This is a genomic window from Staphylococcus sp. EG-SA-14 (assembly GCF_017151935.1).
GTDB classification, from domain to species: Bacteria; Bacillota; Bacilli; order Staphylococcales; family Staphylococcaceae; genus Staphylococcus; species Staphylococcus aureus.
In genome coordinates this window covers 16,573-29,203 of the sequence record NZ_JACVZM010000007.1, presented here as the reverse complement: position 1 = coordinate 29,203, position 12,631 = coordinate 16,573, and the positions used below count along the sequence as shown (strand labels likewise).

General features: G+C 33.1%; 14 protein-coding genes and 1 riboswitch. Of the genes, 3 read left to right on the top strand and 11 right to left on the bottom strand.

What is annotated here, in order from left to right:
• Positions 1-15: 15 nt before the first annotated feature.
• The 3 genes from IDG63_RS06165 to IDG63_RS06155 are packed head-to-tail and all read right to left on the bottom strand — an operon-like array spanning position 16 to position 2,101.
• The gene (locus IDG63_RS06165) at positions 16-1,152 is read right to left on the bottom strand and encodes a toxic anion resistance protein (protein ID WP_000138413.1); all 1,137 of its coding nucleotides are present in this window, start codon (positions 1,150-1,152) and stop codon (positions 16-18) included.
• A 31-nt stretch (positions 1,153-1,183) separates the two neighbouring features.
• The gene (locus IDG63_RS06160) at positions 1,184-1,813 is read right to left on the bottom strand and encodes a 5-bromo-4-chloroindolyl phosphate hydrolysis family protein (RefSeq protein ID WP_001788788.1); all 630 of its coding nucleotides are present in this window, start codon (positions 1,811-1,813) and stop codon (positions 1,184-1,186) included.
• Between the two features lie 18 nt (positions 1,814-1,831).
• Entirely contained in the window at positions 1,832-2,101 is a 270-nt protein-coding gene (locus IDG63_RS06155) for an acylphosphatase (protein WP_001215907.1), read from the bottom strand.
• Positions 2,102-2,263: 162 nt separating this feature from the next.
• On the opposite strand from IDG63_RS06155, the gene msaA reads away from it, so the two are divergent.
• The 3 genes from msaA (at position 2,264) to msaC (ending at position 3,541) form a co-directional block, all read left to right on the top strand.
• Positions 2,264-2,572, top strand: coding sequence for a regulatory protein MsaA (gene msaA / locus IDG63_RS06150; protein WP_000269923.1), 309 nt, complete (start codon positions 2,264-2,266; stop codon positions 2,570-2,572).
• A 170-nt stretch (positions 2,573-2,742) separates the two neighbouring features.
• On the top strand, positions 2,743-2,943 hold the full coding sequence (gene cspA / locus IDG63_RS06145) for a cold shock protein CspA (protein ID WP_000809131.1): 201 nt from the start codon (positions 2,743-2,745) through the stop codon (positions 2,941-2,943).
• Positions 2,944-3,139: 196 nt separating this feature from the next.
• Entirely contained in the window at positions 3,140-3,541 is a 402-nt protein-coding gene (gene msaC, locus IDG63_RS06140) for a sarA expression modulator MsaC (protein WP_000876201.1), read from the top strand.
• Positions 3,542-3,780: 239 nt separating this feature from the next.
• On the opposite strand, the gene lysA is transcribed toward msaC, so the two are convergent.
• From lysA to IDG63_RS06100, 8 genes are all read right to left on the bottom strand, one after another.
• Positions 3,781-5,046, bottom strand: coding sequence for a diaminopimelate decarboxylase (gene lysA / locus IDG63_RS06135; protein WP_000216946.1), 1,266 nt, complete (start codon positions 5,044-5,046; stop codon positions 3,781-3,783).
• Complete coding sequence (locus tag IDG63_RS06130) at positions 5,036-6,121, bottom strand: alanine racemase (RefSeq protein ID WP_000127594.1); 1,086 nt, start codon at positions 6,119-6,121, stop codon at positions 5,036-5,038. Before IDG63_RS06130 ends, lysA begins: the two co-directional genes overlap by 11 nt.
• Before the next feature lie 4 nt (positions 6,122-6,125).
• Entirely contained in the window at positions 6,126-7,277 is a 1,152-nt protein-coding gene (locus IDG63_RS06125) for an amidohydrolase (RefSeq protein WP_001003793.1), read from the bottom strand.
• Positions 7,278-7,419: 142 nt separating this feature from the next.
• On the bottom strand, positions 7,420-8,139 hold the full coding sequence (dapD, locus tag IDG63_RS06120; RefSeq protein ID WP_000249839.1) for a 2,3,4,5-tetrahydropyridine-2,6-dicarboxylate N-acetyltransferase: 720 nt from the start codon (positions 8,137-8,139) through the stop codon (positions 7,420-7,422).
• 26 nt (positions 8,140-8,165) lie between these two features.
• A complete protein-coding gene (gene dapB / locus IDG63_RS06115; RefSeq protein WP_000698229.1) occupies positions 8,166-8,888 on the bottom strand; it encodes a 4-hydroxy-tetrahydrodipicolinate reductase in 723 nt (240 codons plus the stop codon).
• On the bottom strand, positions 8,885-9,772 hold the full coding sequence (dapA, locus tag IDG63_RS06110) for a 4-hydroxy-tetrahydrodipicolinate synthase (RefSeq protein WP_070957432.1): 888 nt from the start codon (positions 9,770-9,772) through the stop codon (positions 8,885-8,887). The genes dapB and dapA overlap by 4 nt, the downstream gene beginning before the upstream one ends.
• 1 nt (position 9,773) lies before the next feature.
• Positions 9,774-10,763, bottom strand: a complete 990-nt coding sequence (locus IDG63_RS06105; protein ID WP_000163523.1) for an aspartate-semialdehyde dehydrogenase — start codon at positions 10,761-10,763, stop codon at positions 9,774-9,776.
• A gap of 63 nt (positions 10,764-10,826) precedes the next feature.
• Positions 10,827-12,032: an aspartate kinase gene (locus IDG63_RS06100; protein ID WP_000258713.1), complete on the bottom strand. Its 1,206-nt coding sequence runs from the start codon at positions 12,030-12,032 to the stop codon at positions 10,827-10,829.
• An 81-nt stretch (positions 12,033-12,113) separates the two neighbouring features.
• A riboswitch (Lysine riboswitch) is annotated at positions 12,114-12,289 on the bottom strand.
• Positions 12,290-12,631: the final 342 nt, after the last annotated feature.

Sequence of the window (12,631 nt, the reverse complement as noted above, 5' to 3'; positions counted from 1 at the left end):
TATCTAATTCGTAATTTATGATTGTTTATTCGGTCCTTTGATGTTCACTAAATGTGACTTTAAATCTTGTTCTAATTGTTGTAATTCTTTTTCAGCTAATTGTCGTTCTTCGCGACCGTGTTGTTGAATAATTAATGTTTCTTCAATTGTCTCAATAATGTTACGCTGTGTACGTTTCAATGTATCAAGGTCAACAATGCCACGCTCATTTTCTGTTGCAGTTTCAATCGCATTTTGTTTCAACATTTCAGCATTTGCTGTTAATAAATCATTAGTTGTATCAGTGACAGCTCGTTGTGCAGCAACTGCATTACGCTGTCTCATTAATGTAAGCGCAATGGCCATTTGATTTTTCCATAGTGGAATACTTGTCAAAATTGAACTTTGTATCTTCTCGGCAAGTGCTTGATTAACATTTTGAATCATACGAATTTGTGGCGCAGTTTGCAAAGCTATTTGTCTTGAAAGCTGTAAGTCATATATGCGTTTATCTAGTCTATCTATAAATTGCTGCATATCTGCAACTTGTTGAATATCCATTTGATTAGTGGATTGCTGCGCTTGCTGTTGCAATTGTGGTAGCTTTTCATTTTCTAATTGCAACTTTTTTTGCTGTGCAGCAATGATATGCAATGATAAGTCATCAAAGTATTGTTTGTTTTTATCATATAGCGTATCTAATAATTCAATATCTCTTGTTAAATGTGTTTGATGTTTCTGCAGTTGAATCGTTATGCGATCGACTTGAGCACTAACTGATTGCATTCTTGAAAAGATTTCATTGATAGACGACTTTGCTCTGCTAAAAATTCTTTTTAACATAGATGGTTTATCAGTATTTAACTCATTTGGATTAACTGACTTTAGTTTTGACATTAGATCTGACAAAGTATCTCCAATAGGACCAACATCTTTACTTTGTACTTCATCCAACATTTGATGTGAAAATTGAGACATTTGTTTCTGTAAATCAGAACCAAACGCTAATAAACCTTCATTGTCTAAAGGGTTAATTTGTTTACTGATTGTGTCTACCTGTTTTTGTTGTTCAATTGTTAACTTTTCTTTTTGAATAGTAGTATTCGATAATTCTTTATCGCTTATAAAATCATCTAGTGGATGGCTTTCTTTGAAACTTTTATTTTCAGTCATCAATCATCTCTCCAATAGTTGCTATTTTACATCAATCTTGATGATGTTTTTGATGTAACTTATTTAATTCCATTTCAATATCTAAACGTTCATAATCATCTTCGTTGAGACGCTTTAAATCAGCGATTAATGTTCGTTTGACCTCATCCAAAGTAATTCGTGTTTGTTCTAACTTTTGCTGTTCATTAATTGATTTTTTGGGCATTTTTGCTAGACGTGTATATGCATCAACCAAATTTAAAGCATTATCAATATGAGAATAAAAAAAGCCTTCAACTTTATAAAATGATGCAGGTCTCTGTCTAACTGTCGTATAAATAGAACGTGAAATTTGGTATATATCATTAATCTGCCTAAAATCTTTAATTGATCTTATATTGACATACGTTTTTAAAATACCTCTAAGTTTTTGGTGTGTATGATTTAACTGATTTCGAATATAGCGATAGTCTTTTCTAGTCAAACCAATTTCGTTTAAATATTTGCGTGAAGTGAGTTTTTGTATCGGTAGGTATGTCATTAAAAAGCCAACAATACCAATAGACATATCAATTAAAAAAGATACATCAAGTGCAATCATCCCAAATATGCTTGTTAAAAACGCTACAGGAATTCCCACTAACACCCCAAATATATGAGAAATATTATATCTCACTGTCATCTTCCTTTATTTAGCATTTTATATTGATCGAAAATCCGATAATTTTTGATTTAGTTCTAACTCTTCAAGTTGATGGCTTGTTACATTTGATGCTGGTGAGGCACCTTCAATTACACCTTGAATAAATCTCTCTATATCTGCGTCATCCCCTTGTGCATATATCTCTACATAGTCATCTACATTTTGAACAGTACCGACAATGTTATAGTTCATTGCAATGCGTTGTGTAAAATATCTAAATCCGACGCCTTGAACGCGTCCGAATACTTGTAAATGTATATGTCTCATTTTTACCACCTCATAATGTTATTATACGTAGTTTTACTTAAAAAAACTAATAATTACTATAGTTACTACTTTGTTTGTTTCAAGTCGTCAAACTTGATTTTCAGAGGATAAAGGTATAAAAATAAGTATAGAGTTTTTGAAGTATGGAAGGGGTCTTTAATAATGTGGACAGTTACCAAAATTAGAGCCGATTATGAGGGATGGTGGTTATTCAGTGACTGGCCAGAAAACATTGTTGAAAAATATCAATATCAAGATTTTGATGACATGTTTAAGCACTATCAACAATTGATTAATCAATGTAAAGTTCAGTTCGATAATTATGTCACAGGCAAATATAATATTTATGCATTTTATAATAATTGTGACATGAACTATTGCGAAGATTGTGAAGAGGATTTACAAATATTTTATAGTTTCATTGTTTTACAAAATAATGAAGTATATTATAAACTACCAATAATTGATTAAATGAATATTTTTTATTATTGTATTGCAATTTGGTAATAACTGCACTATAATACAAGTTAAGCAGATGATTATTCCATATTGCAAAGAATATTTGAGTGAAATTTGCATGTATTTTTTGTAATATGCGAATAAGCATATTGAATGAATTTTAGTCTTGGAGGTTTCAGATTATGAAACAAGGTACAGTTAAATGGTTTAACGCTGAAAAAGGATTCGGCTTTATCGAAGTTGAAGGAGAAAATGACGTATTCGTACATTTTTCAGCAATTAACCAAGATGGTTACAAATCATTAGAAGAAGGTCAAGCTGTTGAGTTTGAAGTAGTTGAAGGCGACCGCGGTCCACAAGCTGCAAACGTTGTTAAACTATAATTCTTAGATTTGAATCATTGATTTTAACTAACACCTTACCAAGAAGTAAGGTGTTTTTATATGCTTATTACAAATACTTAACGCGATGAGTTTCTCAGCCAAATTGAGAACTCTTTTTTTATATCACCAACATTGTTTGCAATAGAAAATTATATTTATATAATATAATTATGGTGTACAACGACGAGGTGATTTTATGAAATATCTTATCCTTAGTTTAGTTGCTAATTTATTAGTTTTCGGTGTATTATCTGCAATTGGATTAAATATTAATATTTTAGCAGCAATGATGATTGTATTAGTGATTCCGATAATGATTTCTGGGATACTATTTTTCAAAACTAATATTGATAAAACATACATATTTTTTAACATCATATTTATCGACTTTTATTACTATATTTACAATGTACATTTAATGACTTTGCCAAAGTTTAATAATTATATTAAAGCAGAGATGATGGAATTAGAAGATATTGATGTATTAATTACAAGTAAAGATTTTGGATTTGATGAAATTCTGTTTTATACATTATATTTGTTGTTAATTCTTATCGTTTTATATTATTTGAAAAAGCAAGTAAAGCATAAAATCTAATTTCATGATGCTTGTTTAAAGTGTGGTATGTATATGATGCTTTAAATTAGTTGAATAGGGCTAACTAAATATAAAGGATTAATGACAAAAAGAAATAAATACTTTCTAACTAAAAATGTGCTGTTCTTCCTTTTTTAGAGTATATGTCCAAGCATGTTTTCTACAGTCATCTATAATGCATAAAAATTCCCCGAGTCACAGTATAATTTTCTGTGCTTCGGGGATTACTTTGTTTATTTTTATTTTGTATCATTAATAATGAGTTGTCTTAACGATTGTCGCTTTATAACTTCACGTGCTTTGCCATCTTTTAAGAAAAACACAGAAGGCTTTTGCATTTGATTGTAATTGGATGCCATAGAGTAATGATATGCACCAGTTGATAATATAGCAAGATAGTCTCCACGTTTGACTGATGAAGGTAATTTAGCGTCTTTAATAATGATATCACCAGACTCACATAATTTTCCAGCTATAGTTACACTGTCATCTGCTTCTTCATTTCTATTAACAAGCAATGCTTGATACTTTGCGTCATAAAGTGCAGTTCTGATATGATCACTCATACCGCCATCGATTGAAACATATTTATTAATCTCTGGAATTTCTTTAATGGTTCCAACTTCATATAAAGTAACGCCAGCTTCACCTACAATTGATCGTCCCGGTTCAATACCTATTTCTGGTGCATCTATACCTAGAACTTTAATTTCGGATTTTATTGCGTCTGTAATATCTTTAATACCACTTTCGATAGGGAAACTTTCGTCACCTTCAACATATTTAATACCAAAGCCACCACCAAGGTTTAATAATTCAACTTGAATGCCTTGCTCTTTAAGCCAACGTAAAACAATTTTAGCAGTTTCAATAAATGCTTCTGTACCTTCAATCTGTGAACCAATATGACAATGTACACCTTTTAATTTTAAGTGTTTAGATTGTTGGACTTTGTCAATTGCTTTTTTAGCTAAGCCATATTGAATTGATAATCCAAACTTACTATCTTCTTGCCCAGTTTGAATAAATTCGTGTGTATGTGCTTCAACACCTGGATTAACTCGTAATACAACTTGAACCGTATCATTAGCATAGCGGTCTATTAATTCAATTTCTTCTAATGAATCTATAACAAAATAACCGATATTATTTTCTAAAGCATACCTAATTTCATGTTTCGTTTTATTGTTACCATGGAAATGGATGCGACTCGGTTCAAAACCTGCTTCTAAAGCTGTATATAATTCACCTTCAGAAACAACATCTAACTGTAAATCTTCCTCAGCTACAAGTTTGACCATTTGAATGCAAGTAAATGCCTTTGAGGCGTATGAAATATTGTATTTTAATCCACTATCTTTAAATGCGCGATGGTAACGGCGCATCTGTTCTCTAATTTGTAGCTCATCATAAACAATGGTAGGTGTACCAAAGCTTTGTGCAATCGTTTTTAAACTAATACCATCCATTGTTAATTCGCCATTTTGATTATATTTAACAGTCATTTGAAATGTACTCCTTTTTTAAAGAATCATGATTCATAGCACTTAATTGTTCAGAATTTGCACCAACACCTTTAAAGGTATATTCATCGATGCGGATATCATTATTATAAAGAATAACTTCATCTTGTGCATGTACATTGCCATCTACTTCAACAAACATATGGCTCATCATTAATGCACGTATCGGGTAGCGTTTACCATTGATAAGTGCTTCATGTTTAGCACGAGTTCTTAAAATTCCATCGCCATAACCGATATCAATTACAGCTAATTTTGTATTGTTTTTAGTCACTTCAAAGGCAAAGCTATAACCGCAATAATCACCAGCATGTACTTCGCGCACTTGAATAACATGTGCTTTTACAGTTAATGACTGAACTATATCATGTTGATTCAGTGAACTATATGGTCTTGAACCGTATAACGCAATACCTACACGCGCATGTGTATGGTGGGGTAGTAATATTTGTCCTTCCCGATAAAAACTCGCACTATTTTGAGCATGGATTAGGTCGAACTGATAACCTTCAGATAAAAGTGCTTCAACAATTTCCATCCATTGTGAACGTTCAACATTATAATCTGACACATCGAATTCATCAGCATATCCAAAATGGGTCCATAAACCACTAATAATCATTTTTGCATTTTGATTATGATGGTGATCTTTCAATACTTCTTTAATTTCGTTTAAATCTTTAAATCCAGACCGATGTAATAAATTTTCAAATTCTAAGTGAACATGAATACCTGCTAAATCATTTTTATGGTTATAGTAATATGTCAACGACGGCAAAGTCATGTGTATTTGATGTTCACGGACTAAATCAAACTCGTAAACTGCATTCATTAAAAAGATTGTTGCATCTGGAGCAAGTTGTCTAATTTGAATTGCTTCTCGTAGTGATGTTGTGCTAAATGTATCTATACCTGCATGGATAAACTGAGTTACAGCAAATTCTAGGTCATAGTGATATGCATTATTTTTAACAACTGCCATTAATGGCTGATTGTTTTTGACTGTGATTGCATTTTGTAAAAATATTTTCTTATTTACAGACCATGTTGCTGTCAATGTATTACACCTCTTTGTAATTATTTAATAAATTTTCGTAAAAATTAACCACGTTTATTAACACTTTTTCATCAAAATTTAAATGTGATGTGTGCAAACCAGTTACAAAACCTTTATCTTCATTTCGTGTTCCTATAAAAACAAAGTAAGCTGGAGCTAGTTGTTGACCATAAAAACTAAAATCTTCCCCAAATAAGAATGGCGTTGGTTTGTCATAGACATTTAAATCAGCTTTTATTAAGGCGTCCTCTATTTGAGTACGTAATTTCGGACTATTGATTGTAGGGGGATAACCTTCTGCAAATTTAACTTCACAATCTACATTAAACAGAAGCTTGACACTTTCTGCTATCTTGTGCATTTGATTTTTAACGATTGTTAAATCATCAATATCATATGTACGAATTGTACCTTCTAAATAACCATTACTTGGTACAGTATTAATCGCTTCACCAGCTTTAAAATGACCAATATGAACAATATTTCGTTTCAAACCGTTAAGGTGAAATTGTTGAATTTGTGATATTTGAGTTAATACATGTTGTAATGCTTCACCACATGAATGACCTTGTTCTTTATCAGCAACATGACTTGACAGGCCTGTTAAGAAAAAGCGATACTCTGTTGCGCTGGCCGTAATTTCTTCATCTCTTATCACTGCAATGCCTTCATCAGCAAATGGGTTAACATGAATACCAAATACCGCTTCAATTGGATACTTATCAAAGGCACCGGCTTTTATTAATCGATTTGCACCGCCACCAGTTTCTTCTGCAGGTTGGAAAATGAAAACGACATTTTGCGGTAATTGACCTGCATCTTGCATGTCTTTGCAACGTTGTACAAAAAGCATTAATGCAGTTGTATGACCATCATGTCCACAAGCATGCATCACATGATCAGATTGACTGCGATAAGGCACATCATTTTCCTCTAAAATAGGTAACGCATCAATATCAGCTCTATACGCTATCGTATGTGAGCCATTACCTTCTAAGTATGCAATGACGCCAGTTTCCAATGGGCAATCGTATTTAATATTTAAACTATCTAAAAACGCTTTAATATAAGCAGTTGTTTCAAATTCATGTAAGCTTAATTCAGGATGTTGATGTAAATGACGGCGATGTTTCGTAACAAATTCTAATTCATTCATAATTATCAATCCTTTGTGTTAAATTACTATATAAATAGTGTAACGTATTTCGAAATTTGTGATCATAAGTTTATTCAATGATAAACAATAAGGTTGAGACATAATCGTATCTCAACCTTGAAATTATTATACGTTGACGTCACTAGTCATTCAGTTTTCTTAATGCTGCTACAATCTCTTTTTTAGTATCTTGTACTTCAGAAGCTTGCTTAATCACTTTTGCAGGTGTACCAGCAACAACTGCACCAGCTGGTACATCTTGTGTCACAATCGCGCCAGCTGCAACAATAGCACCTTTACCAACACGTACACCTTCTAAAATAACTGCATTTGCACCGATTAATACATCATCCTCGATTATAACCGGTGATGCACTAGGGGGTTCAATCACACCTGCTAATACTGCGCCAGCCCCTACATGTACATTTTTACCAGTTGTAGCACGACCACCGAGAGTAGCATTCATATCAATCATTGTACCTTCGCCAACGACTGCGCCAATATTAATTGTTGCGCCCATCATAACGACAGCACCATCTTCAATAATGGCTTGTTCTCTAATAAACGCACCTGGTTCAATTCGTGCATTCGTATTTGTTAAGTCTTTTAATGGAATGGCAGAATTGCGACGATCCATTTCAATTTCTATATCTTCGAATTGACTACCATATGCTTCGTAAAAAGGTTTCCAATCATCCGCTTCACAAAAGATTACTTTAGATTGTTCTGAACCAAATACTTTAAAACTTTCTGGATATGTGATGCCTTCAAAATTACCATTTAAATATACTTTTATTGGTGTAGACTTTTTAGCATCACTTATATATTGAATAATTTCTTCAGCTGTTAAATGTTGTACCATAAAATAATCAATCTCCTTTAATATGTTTATAAGTTGTCAAACGTATAAAAGCCGTTTGGTTTATTAACTAAGCGTTCTGCTGCTTGTATTGCACCATTCGCAAAAATATCTTTTGATTGTGCACGATGCGTGATTTGAATCGTTTCATCAGTGCCAGCAAATAGAACTTCATGTTCACCGACAATCGTACCTCCACGAATAGAATGTATACCAATATCTTGTGGCTGGCGTTTTTCATTTAATTCATGTCTATCATACACAGGTGTTACATTTTCTTTCAAAGATACGATCACATCATACAATTTTTCTAACGTACCACTTGGTGCATCTACTTTTTTATTATGATGTGCCTCAGTTAATTCGATGTCGAATTCATCAAGTAGGGGAACAGCAGCTGCTAAAATTTTAGTCAGTGCATGAACGCCATAACTCATGTTCGCGCTGAAAAATACAGGTATATTTTGACTCAATTCATCTAACTTATTAAGTAGTTTTTCTTTCTCGCCAGTTGTTGCCACAACTAATGGCAAATGAAACTCTTCATCTAATAAAGGGAAAAGCAGATTTGGATTTGAAAAATCTATTGCAACATCGGCATCTTTAACATCTGCAATATGTTGATATTGTTGATATGGCGTTGTTGCTTTCGGTGTATTTTCAATGACCCCAACGATTTCATGTCCTTTTTCTTCTGCTAATCTAGCAACGCGTTGATTCATTGCACCATAGCCAATTAGTAATATTTTCACTCATTTTCACCCGCTTTAAATGTGTCATATGCTTCACGAAGCACTTTAGTATCTGTATCTTCTAGGCTAACCAATGGTAAACGTAATTCATAATTTCCAAATCCTAAATAACTTGTTAAAGCTTTAATAGGAATTGGGTTAATATCAACTGATAGGGCTGATAACAGTGTGCCGATTGGTTTAAATTGATCTTGAATATCTAATCCACTTTGTTGAGCATCGTATAACGCTTGAAATTCTTTAGGAATGACATTGGCAATAACAGAGATAACCCCTTGACCGCCACGTTGATAGTATTCAACGACGTTGTCATCATTGCCACTATATAATGCAAATGAATTTGTATCAATTCGCTTTTTCACTTCTTCTAAATACTCAAAATCATTCGTAGCATCTTTTAAAGCAACTATATAAGGATGTTGACTTAATATTTCTACAGTTTCTGGTTCAATTGTCATGTTCGTTCTTGAAGGAACATTGTACAGCACGACTGGTAATTTCACAGCATCTGCAATCGCTTCAAAGTGTTTGACTAAACCACGTTGATTCGTTTTGTTGTAGTAGGGCGTAATTAACATAATTGCATCAGCCCCTAAGGCTTTAGCTTGGAATGAAGCTTGGATTGACTTTTCAGTATCATTAGTTCCAGTTCCAGCTATGACAGGAACACGTTTATCTACAAGATCAATAACTGTTTTTAGAATAAGTTCTTTTTCATCTGTTGTTAAAGTAGAGCTCTCAGCAGTAGTTCCATTAACGATGATTGCTTGGGCATTATTTTCTAGTAAAAAATTAACGTGTGCATTCAAAGCTTCAAGATTAACTTTGTTATTTGTAAAAGGGGTTGTAAGTGCAACGCCAACACCCTCAAATAAATGTGTCATTTTAATTCGCTCCTTTTAAACGCATAACTTGTTCCAATACTTGTACAGCATTTAATGCAGCACCTTTTAATAAATTGTCTGATGTACACCATACATGGAAAGTATTTTCTAATGAATCATCTCTACGTATACGGCCAACAAACACTTCATCTTTATTAGTGGAATTGATTGCCATTGGATATTCATTGTTCTCTGGATTGTCTACTAAAACAACGCGGTCATCTTGATCAAATAACGCTTTAATATCTTCTGCTGTCGTTTCTTTGTCAAGCGTTACATCAATTTCAACACTATGACTATCTTGAACAGGCACACGTGCGCATGTTGCTGTTACTTTTAAGTCTGGCGCATTTAAAATTTTTCTCGTCTCATCAATCATTTTTTGTTCTTCTTTTGTATATCCGTTTTCTAAAAACACATCAATATGCGGTAACACATTATTATAAATTGGATGTGGATATGCTTCTGGTGCTTTACCATTTACACCTTCAGCTAAATCTTTCTTACCTTTCATCCCTGAACCTGATACAGCTTGATATGTTGTATATGCCACTCGTTTTAAACCATAAGCATCTTGCAATACTTTTAATGGCACAACAGATTGAATCGTAGAGCAGTTTGGATTGGCAATGATACCTCTTGTAAATGTAGGTTCATTGACTTCCGGAACGATTAAATCAATATCTTCTGCCATACGCCATTGACTTGAATTGTCTATAACGATTGCACCAGCTTTTTCAAAGAGTGGGGCAAAGTGTTCGCTTGTACCGCCACCAGCACTCATTAATACATAATCGAAATGTTCACTAGCACGAGCATCAGTTAATTCTTGTACTGTATATGTTTTTTCTTGAAATTCAACTTCTTGCCCTGCAGAACGTGCTGATGAAAATAATACTAATTCATCGAAAGGAATATTTTTACGATTTAATGTCTCCAACATTTTTGTACCTACTAATCCTGTTGCACCCACAACTGCTAACTTTGTCATAACTTGTCACTCCATTTTATAATAATTTCCAATTTTTAGAATATTTTAACAATCATTTTACCATTAAATGTTAAATGCGTCATATAGTTTTTCTACCGCTTGTTGCCCATTAAAATCATCAATGACGTATGAAATACTTATTTCAGATGTTGTTGTTTGGTAGAAAGGTATATTATTTTCAATTAATGTCAAAAATGCTTTTGATGCCACACCTGACATATCACGCATGCCTGAGCCAATTAATGAAATTTTGACATAATGCTCATTGATTTTATAAGCTAATGCTTCATATTGATTCTTTAATGTTTCAAGAATCATAGAAATTTGATGAAAATCACTATCTTTAATCGTGAAGGATAGTTGTAGTCCATCCAAGTTGACGATTTGTGAAATCATATCAACATTTACAGCACCTTCTTCAAGTTCCGTAAATAGTTGGGTAAGTAGCTGATTGTCAGGTAGGGGATAACTAATTGTTACATGCATCATATGTTTATCCAAAGCCACACCAGTAACTGCTTTTTTCTCTAATATTTCTTCATTTGCCATAATCCATGCTCCTTTCACGTTCGATAAAGTTTTTCCTAAATATAAAGGGATATTATAGTTTTTAGCTAATTCAACACTTCTTGTTTCAAGTACACCAGCACCTAAAGCGCTCATTTCCATCATTTCTTCATATGAGACGATGTCTAGTCGTTTAGCCTTTGGTAAAAGTCTTGGGTCAGTGGCATACACACCATCAACGTCGGTATAAATTTCACAAGGTATTTGATTACTAACAGCAAGTGCCACAGCGGTCGTATCAGAACCACCTCTGCCTAAAGTTGTTAATTCCTGATGTTCATTGATGCCTTGAAATCCAGCAACTACTAAAATATCGTTTTCTTGAAAGGCTTGTTCAAATGTTTGAGGATTAATTTGAGCAATTTTACTTTTTAAATGATGGCCAATGGTTTTAATACCTGCTTGATAGCCAGTCATTGCTTTGGCATTCACACCGATATCATTTAATACCATTGATAAATAAGATACAGTTTGTTGCTCTCCGGTTGTCAATAATAATGCCAGTTCTTGTTGTTTTGGTGCTTTAGTCAAGGTCGATACATTCGTCATTAATTGATCTGTTGTGTTACCCATAGCACTTACAACGACAATTAATTGTTCATCTTGATTGACTCGCTCCTTTAACATTTCAGCGATCCTTTTTATTTTTGTAAAATCACTGACGGATGATCCGCCAAATTTCAACACACTTCTTGTTACCATATAATCCTCCTAATTGTTAGGAAGGGCACACAATAATAAAAAAAGAACAAGTTCGGAATGCGAACTTGCTCTTAATCTATATACAAGTGATGCACTCCATTATTTTTAAATAATGACAAACTCTCAGCTCTTAACCAAAAAGTCCAACAAATTATAACTGCTATTATAATTGCTTCGGCATCGCACCCTTTCAAATTTAGCTGTTAGCAGACAGTAATCTAAACTTTACTCATGATTGATGCGCCTCATCAAAATATTATTAAATTGGTATGTGTTCATTATACATATGACAAATATGAATGTAAACCGATAATTTAGATTTTTTGGAATAACCTGAAAATTCAAGTTATAGCGTTGCTTATATTTTAAAAGGTGGTGATAATGAGACTTTTTGAAAAATAAAATTCAAAATACTTATAGCATACTCAATATGCACATTAAATAAATGTACTCTTTTAATGCGGTGATAACTGTATTTGTAATTTAGAGAAGGGGTGTTCACTGTGCTGATGTGTTAAAAAATAAAATAAAAAGGACACCTCGATGCTATAAATATTAGCATCGAGACGCCCAGTTAATGTCTATTAAATTGAATATAG

Bases quoted from the DNA above. Each gene is read 5' to 3' on its own strand.
- cspA (WP_000809131.1), top strand. From the start codon at position 2,743: ATGAAACAAGGTACAGTTAAATGGTTTAACGCTGAAAAAGGATTCGGC.
- IDG63_RS06100 (WP_000258713.1), bottom strand. From the start codon at position 12,032: ATGGTAACAAGAAGTGTGTTGAAATTTGGCGGATCATCCGTCAGTGAT.
- dapD (WP_000249839.1), bottom strand. From the start codon at position 8,139: ATGGTACAACATTTAACAGCTGAAGAAATTATTCAATATATAAGTGAT.
- lysA (WP_000216946.1), bottom strand. From the start codon at position 5,046: ATGACTGTTAAATATAATCAAAATGGCGAATTAACAATGGATGGTATT.
- IDG63_RS06160 (WP_001788788.1), bottom strand. From the start codon at position 1,813: ATGACAGTGAGATATAATATTTCTCATATATTTGGGGTGTTAGTGGGA.
- IDG63_RS06155 (WP_001215907.1), bottom strand. From the start codon at position 2,101: ATGAGACATATACATTTACAAGTATTCGGACGCGTTCAAGGCGTCGGA.
- IDG63_RS06105 (WP_000163523.1), bottom strand. From the start codon at position 10,763: ATGACAAAGTTAGCAGTTGTGGGTGCAACAGGATTAGTAGGTACAAAA.
- msaC (WP_000876201.1), top strand. From the start codon at position 3,140: ATGAAATATCTTATCCTTAGTTTAGTTGCTAATTTATTAGTTTTCGGT.
- IDG63_RS06125 (WP_001003793.1), bottom strand. From the start codon at position 7,277: ATGAATGAATTAGAATTTGTTACGAAACATCGCCGTCATTTACATCAA.
- dapA (WP_070957432.1), bottom strand. From the start codon at position 9,772: ATGACACATTTATTTGAGGGTGTTGGCGTTGCACTTACAACCCCTTTT.
- msaA (WP_000269923.1), top strand. From the start codon at position 2,264: ATGTGGACAGTTACCAAAATTAGAGCCGATTATGAGGGATGGTGGTTA.
- IDG63_RS06165 (WP_000138413.1), bottom strand. From the start codon at position 1,152: ATGACTGAAAATAAAAGTTTCAAAGAAAGCCATCCACTAGATGATTTT.